This is a genomic window from Nocardia puris (genome assembly GCF_003315035.1).
Classification (GTDB): Bacteria; Actinomycetota; Actinomycetes; order Mycobacteriales; family Mycobacteriaceae; genus Nocardia; species Nocardia puris.
Genome location: NZ_QNRE01000010.1, coordinates 254,415 through 266,097 on the forward strand (window position 1 = coordinate 254,415; position 11,683 = coordinate 266,097).

Sequence of the window (11,683 nt, forward strand, 5' to 3'; positions counted from 1 at the left end):
GAAGTTGTGTTCAGAGGCCGAGGTCGGCCAGCGTTTCGTCCACGGCAGACCGCTCTCGCTGCGCGCGCTCGCGCTCGATCGCGGTCACGGGCCGCGGCATCGGCCGCACTTTGGGCGGCTGTTTACCCTTGGGCAGGTTGATCGCGATCAACGTCGCGTTGAGCTGCTGTACGAGGTCGCATAGCGCGAGCAGCACATGGACTTCGGTGGTGTAGCCAGCCGACGATGTGATGACCGGGATACCGTCGTCTTCGGGGCTGGTTGCGGCTGAGGGTGGTTCGAGGTCTGCGAGGCGGGCCGCCAGGCGTTGGTCCGAGTCCTGCGCGGCCCGGTATCGCGAACCCGGAGGCACCTGCCCGAGGAACCGATAGAGTTTCGCCCACGCGAGTTCGCCGCGGACGAAGTCGAGCAGGTCAAGTCGCCAATACTCGTGCAGATCCCACTCGATCGACTCGTAGCGCTCTTCGAGGAGCGCTACGAGTCCTGCGCGCCCCCCGGCAGATCGGCGGCGCTCTCATCCGGCGCAGCGTCGAAGTGCCGCTGGATGTCCTGGACGAGGGCGAGGGTAACTTCGACTGGCTCGTCGCGAATCGCGTCCCACACCGCCGGATAGGCGGCCCGGCCCACGAGAGCGGCGATCATGGCCTCCAGGTCCCGCACAGCCACACTGCCTGCGGCGTCCAGCAGGGTCGCCAGCGCGAGCGAACGCTCCAGGCTGTCGGGTGCGCTGATTTCCACAGGCGGGTCCGCTCCATCGAAGATATACGGGTCGGGCGCGATGTAGTTCTTCTTCGCCTCAGCCTTCAGCTGCGCCCACCGGCTCATCGGGCGGGGAGTCTTCTTCGGCATGCAATTCTCGCTATTCAATTGTCGCTTCAGGAGTTGTTCATCGAGTGCTCATGCAGCACGGGATCGCGCTTGTGGTGCCGCCGCCGGCTCAAATCCGGCCTGCTGCACGATCGACTTCCACCCCGGACCACCGAAAACGGTGCGTAGTGCATATTGCTTTGCATCGTCAACGAATGCTCGACCAGTGATCTGATATTCGATCGCTTGGTCCTGATTCATGCTCTGCGCGCCCACCTCGGTCACAGAAAACTTGGGGGCTTCGCGGATCATAAAAATGCGGTTGGCTGCCGCACCGTCGACGCTGAGGAATAGCGCGCGCCGGTAGGTGATTGATGGCTCCACTGGGTCAGCGAACGCGGTTTCGCCCGTGCTCGCGTCGTACCGAACGTTGGCAAGGTCAGTGTTGTGCCACATTTCCAAGTTGAGCTTGTGAGTCTCCAGCCCAGTCCACTGGATGGTCGTCTTGCGCGAGATCATGTCCATCCTGGCGGACTCGAGCAGTCCCCATGCCTCGACTTCAGATGTCTCAGTCTCCGGCGTAAATGTGGGCGCGTTCTCTTTACTGACGTGGCCAATGGAAACGAATCCCGACGCCTTGAGATCGACAAGTTCAGAGCCCTCGCCGGTGAAGTAGGCGGTCGGCAGTTCGATATCGTAGGGCGCGATAAGGATAGCGCCGGCCAGCGGTTTGCGGATCAGTCCCTGCTTCAGGTCCCGAATGGTGCCGAAATCAGCCATTTAATTTCCGTATTCACTTGTTATTCAGTTGTAAGGTCGGCGGTGCTGAGGTTTCAGCCGCGCACGTCTCCGACCATCACGGTCGGCGTCGGGTGTCGCCGGACCGACAGCAAGTAGGAGGCGTCGACGAATCGGTTGTCATCGGTGATGTCGGGAACCTGGGTGTTGCCGATTACTTCCTCAACTGCGTCGATCAGGACACCATCGACCTCGGTCGCGCCGGCGGCGAGGACGCGCTGGCGCACTCGGTCCGCGGCTGCCCACGCAGCTGGACGGGTGTGGGCGATCACAACCACTGCCATGAGTGCGCGGTCGGTGATCCCGTCGCCGTCGACACCGCCGCCGACGCGGTTCACGGCGATGATGGGGCTCAGGCTCTCCCACATGGAGCCATCCGGAAGTGCGGTGCAGGTGTAGCCCAGGTCGGCCAACAGGCTCAGCATGGTGACCTCGACATCGGGAAACATCAGTGCCTTTCGAGCCAGTCGACGACCGATCGAGTACGGCGGTTGTCGCCGCCGAAGGTGTGACGACCCCGCCATCGCGCCGGAAAAGAGCCCGGCGTGGGCCGCGTCTTGACCGCGGGACGCGGGTTGCCCTCCTCGGCCGTGTTCTCTTTTCCGAATTCGACTGCCGCAGAATAGGTTTGTGTGGCCTCTACGATGGCCACCCAGCGGTCTGGCTGCGCTCCGAGGTTGCCGCTGCCGAGTTGGGTGGTGACGCGTGCCGAGGCCGCCAGGCGGCCCGTGCGGCGGGGAACTCGCGCAGCGTAGAGCCCCTGGGCGAGATAGCCGATGCGGCGCATCGTGCTTCGCATCCGTGCGCCGCGCAGAATCTGCGCGATCGCCGCGTTGTGCCAGCCATCGCTGGTCCGGTGGCCGCCGTACTCGAAACTGGATACGCGCATCAGCCGCTGACCCGTTTCGCCCGGACCGCAACACCCGGTGCCCAACCGGTCAGTGGGGACCGCCACGGCGCGGGTGCGCCGACGACGTCGTAGACGTGCCCGTCAGGCAGCTCAACCTGGTCCGAAGCCAGGATGTCTGCGCCCCGCGGACAGTAGAGAACTACGTCGACCTCGACGTTTGCACGGAAGTCGTGTGCGCCGCCGACGTGGTCGTAGTCGGTTGCGGACCAATCAATTCCGACTCCGACTATCTGATGGTGGGCGTCGGTGGAGGTGTCACCGAACTGGTCCCGCTTCGTTCGACGCAGGACCGTGATCAGTTCACCTGCTGCCATCAAGGCCACGCGATCCACCGCCCGACTCGCACACCGACCACACCGAAGCGTCGCCGCGGTGGCGCGAACACCGACAACTCGTCGCCGGTGAAATACACAGTGGCGCTGTAATTCTCGCCAGTGTCGTAGCGGACGCGGAATGGGCCCACGCTCTGTTCGGTCAGCCCGGCAGGATTGCGCAGTACGCGGAGGACGGCGTCGACGATTACCCGCCGCGCGTTTTGCGCCATCAGTGGGGCCACGGCCTCGGGCCCGTCGGCCAGCGCGGGGACCATGGCGCGCAGGAGAGCGTCCGCGTCGGCCAGACGAGCTGTCACCCACTCGGCCTCCTGACCAGAGATTTCGCCTTCATATCGGTTGCGGACATCGTCGAGCGTCGCGTACATCACGCCGGACTCGCCTTCGGTCGACCTCGCCGTCTGGGTGCGGGAGCGGGCTCAGGAGAGAACCCGAAAGGCGCGGCAGCGACCGGAGGTGGCGGTGTTTCTGCCCATACATCGGGATTTACTATCAGTTCGACCGCCCACGCTGGAATTTCCATCCCAGGGCCGAATACGTGCCTGGTGCCGACGTCGTCCAGCAGATGCACGTAGGTATTCAGTTGCGCCATTTCCTACCACAATTCCTCAGTACGCATCGGCGACCATCAGCGCCTCAGGTCGCTCCAGCACTGGCAGCAGCAAAGAATCCACCACGGTCGTTTCCTTGTAGGGCGGACCCGATTTCACAACGACTCCGACCAAACCCGGCGCATCTGCGAATGCCATATCGGTCTGCGCGGCCGACACCAGTTCCAGTGCCGTCGCGGTGATACCCCACGCAACGTGAGCGAACGGCGATCCGGATGGCGGAAGAAAGATCACACGATCCTCCGGGATGACCCGGCGATCAACACCTCCCACATTGATCACAGTGTCGTACACGGCGCTGATGGGCGGCAGATTGAAGTCATCGAGGACAGAATTCACAATCGACCGCGACACAATCTGCGGCGTTCCTGCGATACTGTGAGAGTAAGCCTTGAATTCAGCATTTCGCTGGATCAGGCCGCCGGTCCGGCGCGAAATGATCATTCCGGAAGGCGGCGCACCGACATCGGCGATGTACAGCTCGACCCACCCGGTCAGGTCCGTGACGATAGTCGCCTCCGCCACCGACGTCCAGGGCACCGCCGGCGCGACGAAGTGGTGTTCGGGGACCTGATAGTCCGCAGTGAGCTGAATTCCGTTCTCATCGAGTGTGATCTTGCCGGTGGACAGCAGTTCCCCGCGCGCAACTTCGACACGGTTACGGATGGCCCGGACGCCAGCTTCGAGGTCATCGTAAATCGCCTGAATGATCGCTGCCGAATTTCCACCGTCCTGTCGCGCCTTCTCCAACATAAGGCGCTCGAGTTCGCCTTTGGAGCCCTGCACCGACATAGGCAAGAGGTCCACCTCGCGGGTCGAGACGAAGTCGCGCTCGAGCTGTGGAATATTTCCGTCGAACGCCCGGAACGAAGCAGTTCGGTTGACGCGAGTCGCGTTCGCAAGCCGAATTGTCTGCTCCTGCACGAGCCGATCCGGCACAAATTTGGCAAGCAGGTGATCGGACGGGGTCGGCACTTGACGTACGAAAAAGGTCGCGTCATCCGGGGTCACCGGACCGTCGAAAATCAACGACATGTTTCTCCGTTATTTAGTTATATTCAGGCGTCAGAAGAATTTGAACCAGGAGGCGAGATCGGCTTTGGCAGATTCGTCGAGCCCGTGGCCGGGCGGCAGCCGGTCCTCCTGGATCAGGCCGACACCGACCCACAGCGGTGCCGCCTCCCGGTCCGCGGACGGGGTGAAGGCGGTCCACAGAAATCCGGCGGCGAGATCGCGGCCGTCGGTGGCGGAGTCGTCATACGGTCCGTAGAGGCCGGACTCGGCGCGGGCCAAGACGATGCCAGAGGGCAGGTAACCGCGCGGGTACTGCACCGCCGCGGTGAAGAGCACCATGTCGAGGGTGATCGATGCCCTGCCGCGCTGTTCTGACTGGTCTGCGTACACCCACGCGCGAGCGTCGCCGTAACGGGTTGGGGTGTGACGAACAGCGATGTTGCTCATTCAGGCTCCAAGCGTAGGTCCGGCGGCGGGGGCGGCGGCTGTGCCGAATCGGCGGGCCGCCTCGGCCCGACCTCCTTCACCCCGCGCCAGTCGGGTCCGCCCCCCAGGGCGGCCCTGGCCGTAGTCCGGGTGCGTCGCGCTGGGCGGGGAGGCAAGTTCGGCAAGAGCGGGACTGCCGACCATTTCAGTGAGGTGCGCGACGACACGGTCGCCATCGACACGGCCCTGGTCATCGAAGAAAGCGGCGGCGTTGACCGTGTCGAGCCAGGCATCCAGACGCGTCCCGTTCAGAACAACGGAGGCATACCCCCGCAGTTCCGCCGAGCGCAGCTGGGGCAGCAGCTCGTCGCGCACGGCCTGGGCAGCCTCTATGCGGGCGGCCTCAACCGCCTCCGCGACGGCCCGTTCGTCCTCGGAGCGCGCCGCATTCTCCAGCTCCACAATGCGATCGCGCAATACCTGCGCGTCAGCCGCCGACACGCCCCGCTTGGCGGCCTGCTCGTGCCGGCGGGACTGGTGTCGCCAGTACGCAAGCTGCTCGTCCTGCGTCATGTTCGACAGCGGAGTCTCCGGCGGATAACCGTGCTCGCCTACGGGGGCATCTGGAGAGTCGGGCGCATCTCCCCGAGGAGCATCGGTGCTAGTTGCCATATTCAGTTGGTCCCTATCAGGGTCGTCGCTATAGGTCCGTCAGCCGTTCACGATCGCCTCGAAGCGAGCAATCTGCGCCCGCTGATATCGGATGGGGCCGGAGTCTTCCTCCGCGCCCCTAGCCAGCGCTTGCGCGAGAATCTGGCGCATCAATGGCAGATGACGAGTTGCCGCCTCGTGCTCACGCTGGAACGCGTCGAGATCTACCGGGTCCGGTCGCCCTGCCGGGCGATGCCGATGGACCGGGTCACCCCGTCGTGCGGGGATGAGGACAGCTTGTAGCTCGCCGTGATCGCCGACGGCGTATCTGGTCTTCTTGAGGTCACCGCGGCCAGTTCCGCCGGCGTCCTGGTACAGCCGCTTCAGGTCCTCGTCGTTCAGGGCACCGCCAGGATCACGATCGGCGGTGACCGGCATCGTCTCGCACTTGCATTCCGCGTGCAGAGGCTTCAGCTCGTCGACGGAGTAGATTCGGCCCGATGCTGCGATACACAGCCCGCACACGCCGGTCTCGGACCGTTCGGGATGAATGACGCGCCGCCAGCCGATCACCGGTTTTCCCTGCCGGACAGCCTCGGTGAGGATCTGGTGCTCCGCTTCACGTTCTGCGAGTGCCAAATTCGTCGCTGTAACTATCCTCCCACGTGTAATTGATTGCGCCAGAGCAATATCGGCAGGCTTCCCGTCTGCGACGTTCGCGCGGTATGAGCGCGCCAGCCGCTGGTACGGCTCGGCAACCGGCAGACGCACGGATTCCCGGCCAGCAGACACCACACGAGTGGGCGTGACGAACTGCGAGGCGAGATCGGTGAACAGTCGGACTTCGGCAGGGACGTCCGGCGCGAACTCGATGCCGATCCCAAAATCGGAAAGGTAGGCCATTTGTGTTGCGGTCGCCAGCGACACGATCGCTTCCTGCGCGACGGTCGACGCCTCCGCAGCGGTCGACGCGAACGTGGCGACCTGATGTCCGTCCCACGGGTCGGTCATCCGCCAGTGCGCCTCGATTCTGTCCGCGGTCGTGTTCAGGATCGCTTCGCGGCGTGCCGCCCGCGTGGAGATCAGCCAGCGCAGTACCTGCGAGACCGCCATTTACGCAGCCAGTCCTGTCGCAGCTGGTTCAGGGGCGGCGGGACCCGGGGATGGTGCACCGAACGCCGCCATCATCTGCTCTTGCAGCAATTCCGCCTCGTTCAGCCGCGCTTCCTCTGGTGACAATTCGAGGATCGAGATGAGCTGCCGCTTTCGGGACACCACGCCGCGGGTTTTCACGATGGCGTCCGCCTTCGCCTGGAGCGACGCCCGGTCCACCTTGGCCCACAGCAGCTTGACGCCGCGGGTGCGGGCCTTCTGCGCCGCCAGCGCGAACGCAAGCTGCCACACCAGTCGCCACGGCGCAGTCTGGCGTGCCTGACGGTCGGTGATCTTGTCCACCAGCGACTCCCGCATCAAGGACGCGCCTTCGGCGCTCTGGTTGGCCGCATCCGGCGTGATGATGTGCAGGGGTGTCCTTGTGGCAGCGGCGAATTCGCGCACATCGTCTCGGATCGCCATGATCAGCGGCGTCAAGTCGGCCTGTTCGGATTCCCAGAAATCTACGCCTTCGGGGACCAGCCACAATGCGCCCGGATCGGCTTGGAATAGATCAACAAGTTCGTCATCACTGGCAGCTCGGATGAAGTCCTCCGAGGTGCCGGCCTGGCTGAAATCCTCTGCCCCATCAAGGTTTCCGCGCACAGCACGCTGTCGAAAACTCTGGTACCAGGCGATCACGATTCGCTGGAAGATTCCATCCATGATCCGATCCAGCAGGTCGAGGTGCGGCTCGAACTCGCCGAGACCGAAACGGTTCGAGAACCTGACCGCGGGAACGCCTCCCAGATCTTCGAGCCCTGGCACAGACTCAGGCGCGGCCATCTCCCACTCGCCGATGTTGAACGACGATGTGTACTGCCCCGCCACGCGCCGCCAGACGTACCGCTGGCCGCCCGTGAAAACGATCGCCACCTGCCGGTCCGCCATGTCGTCGTTGTACACCTTGACGAATCCGAGAAGGCGGCGTGGGTTTATCGGATCGCTCTGCCCTACTGCGTATCTCGGGTCCTCGACCAAGATCATCGGAAGCGCCTCGGGGGCATCCGGAAGTGGAGGAACCACTAGGACATAACACTCGCCTAAGGCGAACAGGTAGGTCTGCAAGTCCCGTTGCAGCGCCGCTAGCCCTGATTCATCGGCGATCTTTCGGCCGAGATCGTCGCCGTCGATATCGCTGTCAGCCTCGGTCGACACTCCCATCAGGACACTGCGATCGGTCATGACGTCCACGGCCATCGTCGCGTAGTTCGCCCGCGCCTTTCGCATGACTTCGCGGAAGGTCGGCTGGTACTTGTCGTTGACGCTAGGAAGGGGCGGGTCCCCGATGTAATAGCTCCACAGGAGGTCCAGTCGTTCGCGTCGTGTCTTCGGAGCGGTCGCCGTATCGGCGCGGCGCGGCGGCAGATCCTCGTCGAACTTGGCCATCAAGTGCTGAAACCATTGTGCGGGGGTCCATTTGGCCGCCGCATTCTCATCGGCCATGCATCCTCGTATTCAGTTGTGTCTAGCGGAGCCTTGCGGCAACACGTCGCGCACGAGGCATCGCGACGCCCTGTGCCAAGGCGTCGAGGCGGCATTGCCACGCCAATACCGATGCCACCGCAGCGTCAATCTTTCGCTCGCTGTCGGGGTGTTCTTTCGCGATCTGCATACCTCTGCTGGTCATGCGCCGACGGGCATTGAGGACATGAGCGGTCAGGGTGGGATCTCCGGCATGGCGCAGCTGCTGGTCGAGGATGCCGTTCTCGAACTCCTCCAACGCGCGAGTTGTCCGGCTGGCCCGTTCGCCTGTCATCCACCACTCGATCGGATGAACGCGAGTCGACTTCACAGCCAGTTGCGAGCCGTACTTGGCCTCCCAGCCAGCTACGACCGCCTCCCACCGTGCCGGGTCGGCATACATCCCCACCACTCGGTAGTCGCGAAACGCACCGTGGACCGTGGCCTGCACGTCCGCCTCCGGAACCTCCCAGCCGGCCGGATGCACTCCCGGCGGCTGTTCCCAGACGCGCAGCGGGACAACCAGGCCGTCACCGACCCGACAGGCGATCAGCGCGGTCGCGTCGGTGACACCGCGGCGACGGCGACGGCTTCCGTCGAATCCCAACACGACCACATCCCGGTCGCGCAGTGGCCCGATGTCGTGGACCTCAGGCCCGCACGCTTCCCATTCAAATCGCGCGATCCACGCGTTCTCCGCAGTGGAGATCGCATTGAACCAATAGCGCAGCGAGGAGACAGTATCGTTTCGTGGGTCGGCAATCGCTTCCACCAGTCCCTCGATGTCGGTCCACGCCGCTGCGTCGCCGTAAGCCTCGCGCAACGCTCGGCGGACCAGATCCTCGTTTTCCAGATCTTCGGGGCGGATATCACCCCATCGGTGATCCATCAGCTGCCGAGGGTGCTTCCGCAGCTTCCCGGCGATTGCGAGCTTGACCAGCTCATATGTTTGCTCAGCGATGCTGTCCTCGCCCGGCGCGTACATGGTCGAGGTTTCGAGCGCGAATGTCTCGGCGGTCTTCCGCCGCTTCCTCAAATTACGCGTGAGCGTTTTGTATGTCTGACGAAGATCGGGCCGGGTGTACAAATGTGTTTCATCGAAAAGGACTAGCGTCTCTTTTCCGCCATCTTTCGATGCCGAAGACGCGGTCGATGGGACTACCTCACCACCACCGGGGATGAGAATTCGCGTCAACCCTGCGTCATCGCGTCGACGCATAGCGATACTCAAAGGCCCCTCGGTGACATTCAAGTACATTGTGTCGTAGACCAACCCGGCCTGATTCTCTTCAGTGGCGACGCACCGAATGAACGGGCTCTTCAGCCGTTTCCCCATCGGCTCACCCGGCTGATATTCGTAGACGAAACCAGCCCCCCAGGGGTCCTCGAATATTTCACCTCCCTGCGCCCACCCATGGAACCGGGACGGGCCGAATGCTTCGAAAAGTCCGATAAACGAGGCCACCTCAGATTTGGCGCAACCCTTCGGGCGTGACAGGAATGCGTGGTCATATAATCGGCGACCTTCCCCATCCAGGGCGTATAGATCGACGAGAAAGGCGACGTATTCGTCGATGAGCGGCGCGCACGACTCGCCACCGACATCACCGGGTCCGTGTACCGCGAAGTGCTCGAGCCAGGCCACACCGAGCCATCCCAGCGATCGGTCACGATCGTGATCGGGGTGGTGGACGACATCATGAGGCACGACTGCGGCCCGTCAGGCGCGCTCGACGCTCGGCGGCGAAGGACACCACCCGGCCGGCGTCCTGCGACACGTCGACTTCCGGCTCCGGGTCGACGGTGACCACTTTGACCCGAGCCTTCGCGAGGTCGTCTTCCGTCAGTCGGAGACCTGCGCCCCAGGCGCTGATCAACGCCTTCAGGGCTTCGCTCGACCCACCGGCGAGGTAGCGGCCGGCCGCGGGAAGAGATAGATGCAGCTCTAGCCAGGTGCCGGGCCCCCACAGCCGCGCCACTGGCAGCCTTGCGAGGTCTGCGTACAGGGCGCGTGCCTCGTCGCTACAGTTCACCCACTCCGGAATCGCAGGCACTTCGCCGTCGTATGGCGCATCCGGGATCTCGGTCCAGCCATCTCCGGCGACGAGCGGGTCGGCGTTCGTCCGTACCCGATGTGATGGGTCCTTCGGAGGCGGACCAGGCCGTCGTCCAGCCATGATTCAGTTGTCTCCCTATCGGGCAGTCGAGTCGGTCGGCGACAGCGCGTTCCACGATTTGCCAGGGTGAGGAGAATTGAACTCCCGCAGCGCGGTTTTGGAGACCGCCGCTCTACCACTGAGCTACACCCCATCGGCTCCCCCGCGAGGACTCGAACCTCGCCTTCCGGAACCAAACTCCGGCGTCCTTCCGCCTAGACCACAGGGGATCTGCGGTCTAGGCGGAGGAATTCGCCACCCAGACCGCGTTTGAGCGTCTGGCTACCAGCGGATGAGTCAGGAGTGGGTCTCCACTGCCTGGATCACAAACGGGATCAGGCCCGGGATTGCCCACGTTGCGAACCGGAGGATGAGAATGGCGAGCTGAGTAAAGGGATCGATCATCGCAGTCCTGGATGCTTTCTCTTGTGATCTCGATGAATGCCCGCGCGGCGATTCACACGCCATGCCGCACGGGACTCGAGGTGCGTTTTGCGTCGGTGGCAGTGACTACATACGGCTTGAAGGTTTTCCAGAGCATCTGAACCTCCAGATCTCCGATTGACCTTGTGGTCGACCTCGGTAGCGTGCACGAAGCAGCCCTTGAACCGTAGGCGGCATCTCTCGCGATCCCGCATCAGAGCGAGCGGTCGGTTCCGCCGGAACTCCGCAGAGTCGACGGTTCCCTCGCGTGACCAAGCCACCAAACCCCCAGCCAGTAGATCTACTGAGTCAATTATCCGATCCCCGAGAGCACGTTCCAGATCATTCGAAAATTGCACATCGTAGTCACCGTTGCTACGGTGTCGACATGCCGAGAGCGTCACTCGACCCGATAGAGCGCGATCTGCGCATTCAAGTGATGCGAGCGATCAGGCAGCAGATGCTGAACCGCAAGATGACGCCGATCGACGCCGCGGAGCTGCTGGGGGTGGCACGCACAAACGTGTCCTGGGTCGTCAATTTGCACGCGGAGCGCGTCAGTCTCTCCCAGCTACTGGCGTGGGCGCGAAAGCTCGGGCTGGATATCACAATCGACATCGACGTCACAGCCATCTGAACGTTCCACACACGCACCCTTGAAACCCGTATCCACGGCAAGCCACAGAGCGGTGCGGGCCGGCGAGCCGCCCCGGTAGGGGGTCCTCCCCCCACCCTGGAAGTAGCTAGCGACCAGCGGGTTCGCCGCGTGCGATAGCCAGACTCTCGACACGCCAAGGGTCTGGCGAATGGCGAGCGAGTGTGATAATGCACCCGACGGGGCCGACCGACGGGGCCGACCGACGGGGCCGACCGACGGGGCCGACCGACGGGGCCGACCGACGGGGCCGACCGACGGGGCCGACCGACGGGGCCGACCGA

16 protein-coding genes and 2 tRNA genes are annotated in these 11,683 nt (G+C 63.7%); 1 reads left to right on the top strand and 17 read right to left on the bottom strand.

The features are described 5' to 3' along the window. Positions 1-10: 10 nt before the first annotated feature. From DFR74_RS23685 to DFR74_RS38055, 17 genes are all read right to left on the bottom strand, one after another. Positions 11-352 carry a hypothetical protein gene (locus DFR74_RS23685; RefSeq protein WP_067503866.1) on the bottom strand — a complete coding sequence of 114 codons (342 nt, stop codon included), beginning with the start codon at positions 350-352 and terminating at the stop codon, positions 11-13. Positions 353-474: 122 nt separating this feature from the next. Beyond that, positions 475-849, bottom strand: coding sequence for a hypothetical protein (locus DFR74_RS23690; protein WP_147265898.1), 375 nt, complete (start codon positions 847-849; stop codon positions 475-477). Between the two features lie 48 nt (positions 850-897). After that, complete coding sequence (locus tag DFR74_RS23695) at positions 898-1,587, bottom strand: phage tail tube protein (protein ID WP_067503861.1); 690 nt, start codon at positions 1,585-1,587, stop codon at positions 898-900. Between the two features lie 53 nt (positions 1,588-1,640). Continuing rightward, a complete protein-coding gene (locus DFR74_RS23700; RefSeq protein WP_067503858.1) occupies positions 1,641-2,054 on the bottom strand; it encodes a phage tail termination protein in 414 nt (137 codons plus the stop codon). After that, entirely contained in the window at positions 2,054-2,494 is a 441-nt protein-coding gene (locus DFR74_RS23705; RefSeq protein ID WP_067503855.1) for a hypothetical protein, read from the bottom strand. Before DFR74_RS23705 ends, DFR74_RS23700 begins: the two co-directional genes overlap by 1 nt. Then, positions 2,494-2,829 (bottom strand): hypothetical protein, encoded by a 336-nt coding sequence (locus tag DFR74_RS23710; RefSeq protein ID WP_147265900.1) that lies wholly within the window; start codon positions 2,827-2,829, stop codon positions 2,494-2,496. The genes DFR74_RS23705 and DFR74_RS23710 overlap by 1 nt, the downstream gene beginning before the upstream one ends. Then, positions 2,829-3,218: a hypothetical protein gene (locus DFR74_RS23715; protein WP_147265901.1), complete on the bottom strand. Its 390-nt coding sequence runs from the start codon at positions 3,216-3,218 to the stop codon at positions 2,829-2,831. The genes DFR74_RS23710 and DFR74_RS23715 overlap by 1 nt, the downstream gene beginning before the upstream one ends. Positions 3,219-3,455: 237 nt before the next feature. Next, complete coding sequence (locus DFR74_RS23720) at positions 3,456-4,493, bottom strand: major capsid protein (protein ID WP_084537341.1); 1,038 nt, start codon at positions 4,491-4,493, stop codon at positions 3,456-3,458. Positions 4,494-4,523: 30 nt separating this feature from the next. After that, positions 4,524-4,811 (bottom strand): hypothetical protein, encoded by a 288-nt coding sequence (locus DFR74_RS23725; RefSeq protein WP_067503842.1) that lies wholly within the window; start codon positions 4,809-4,811, stop codon positions 4,524-4,526. A gap of 108 nt (positions 4,812-4,919) precedes the next feature. Further along, positions 4,920-5,471 carry a hypothetical protein gene (locus DFR74_RS23730; RefSeq protein WP_067503839.1) on the bottom strand — a complete coding sequence of 184 codons (552 nt, stop codon included), beginning with the start codon at positions 5,469-5,471 and terminating at the stop codon, positions 4,920-4,922. Between the two features lie 138 nt (positions 5,472-5,609). Next, positions 5,610-6,662, bottom strand: a complete 1,053-nt coding sequence (locus DFR74_RS23735) for a hypothetical protein (RefSeq protein WP_067503836.1) — start codon at positions 6,660-6,662, stop codon at positions 5,610-5,612. Beyond that, the gene (locus tag DFR74_RS23740) at positions 6,663-8,147 is read right to left on the bottom strand and encodes a phage portal protein (protein ID WP_067503833.1); all 1,485 of its coding nucleotides are present in this window, start codon (positions 8,145-8,147) and stop codon (positions 6,663-6,665) included. It abuts the gene before it with no gap. A gap of 22 nt (positions 8,148-8,169) precedes the next feature. Beyond that, positions 8,170-9,810, bottom strand: coding sequence for a hypothetical protein (locus DFR74_RS23745; protein ID WP_198161666.1), 1,641 nt, complete (start codon positions 9,808-9,810; stop codon positions 8,170-8,172). A gap of 52 nt (positions 9,811-9,862) precedes the next feature. Beyond that, positions 9,863-10,342: a phage terminase small subunit gene (locus DFR74_RS38220; protein ID WP_459178098.1), complete on the bottom strand. Its 480-nt coding sequence runs from the start codon at positions 10,340-10,342 to the stop codon at positions 9,863-9,865. 61 nt (positions 10,343-10,403) lie between these two features. Continuing rightward, a tRNA-Trp gene (locus DFR74_RS23755) sits at positions 10,404-10,475 on the bottom strand. A gap of 4 nt (positions 10,476-10,479) precedes the next feature. Continuing rightward, positions 10,480-10,551 (bottom strand) — tRNA-Gln (locus tag DFR74_RS23760). A gap of 171 nt (positions 10,552-10,722) precedes the next feature. Then, positions 10,723-10,959, bottom strand: coding sequence for an HNH endonuclease (locus DFR74_RS38055; RefSeq protein WP_084537340.1), 237 nt, complete (start codon positions 10,957-10,959; stop codon positions 10,723-10,725). Positions 10,960-11,132: 173 nt separating this feature from the next. Here DFR74_RS38055 and DFR74_RS23770 point away from each other — a divergent pair, with 173 nt between their 5' ends. Further along, entirely contained in the window at positions 11,133-11,381 is a 249-nt protein-coding gene (locus DFR74_RS23770; RefSeq protein WP_084537339.1) for an XRE family transcriptional regulator, read from the top strand. Positions 11,382-11,683 lie beyond the last annotated feature (302 nt).

Excerpts from the sequence above, each read along its gene's own strand:
- DFR74_RS23690 (WP_147265898.1), bottom strand. The coding sequence starts at position 849 with ATGCCGAAGAAGACTCCCCGCCCGATGAGCCGGTGGGCGCAGCTGAAG.
- DFR74_RS23695 (WP_067503861.1), bottom strand. The coding sequence starts at position 1,587 with ATGGCTGATTTCGGCACCATTCGGGACCTGAAGCAGGGACTGATCCGC.
- DFR74_RS23700 (WP_067503858.1), bottom strand. The coding sequence starts at position 2,054 with ATGTTTCCCGATGTCGAGGTCACCATGCTGAGCCTGTTGGCCGACCTG.
- DFR74_RS23705 (WP_067503855.1), bottom strand. The coding sequence starts at position 2,494 with ATGCGCGTATCCAGTTTCGAGTACGGCGGCCACCGGACCAGCGATGGC.
- DFR74_RS23710 (WP_147265900.1), bottom strand. The coding sequence starts at position 2,829 with ATGGCAGCAGGTGAACTGATCACGGTCCTGCGTCGAACGAAGCGGGAC.
- DFR74_RS23720 (WP_084537341.1), bottom strand. The coding sequence starts at position 4,493 with ATGTCGTTGATTTTCGACGGTCCGGTGACCCCGGATGACGCGACCTTT.
- DFR74_RS23725 (WP_067503842.1), bottom strand. The coding sequence starts at position 4,811 with ATGGTGCTCTTCACCGCGGCGGTGCAGTACCCGCGCGGTTACCTGCCC.
- DFR74_RS23730 (WP_067503839.1), bottom strand. The coding sequence starts at position 5,471 with ATGACGCAGGACGAGCAGCTTGCGTACTGGCGACACCAGTCCCGCCGG.
- DFR74_RS23735 (WP_067503836.1), bottom strand. The coding sequence starts at position 6,662 with ATGGCGGTCTCGCAGGTACTGCGCTGGCTGATCTCCACGCGGGCGGCA.
- DFR74_RS23740 (WP_067503833.1), bottom strand. The coding sequence starts at position 8,147 with ATGGCCGATGAGAATGCGGCGGCCAAATGGACCCCCGCACAATGGTTT.
- DFR74_RS38220 (WP_459178098.1), bottom strand. The coding sequence starts at position 10,342 with ATGGCTGGACGACGGCCTGGTCCGCCTCCGAAGGACCCATCACATCGG.
- DFR74_RS38055 (WP_084537340.1), bottom strand. The coding sequence starts at position 10,959 with ATGCGGGATCGCGAGAGATGCCGCCTACGGTTCAAGGGCTGCTTCGTG.
- DFR74_RS23770 (WP_084537339.1), top strand. The coding sequence starts at position 11,133 with ATGCCGAGAGCGTCACTCGACCCGATAGAGCGCGATCTGCGCATTCAA.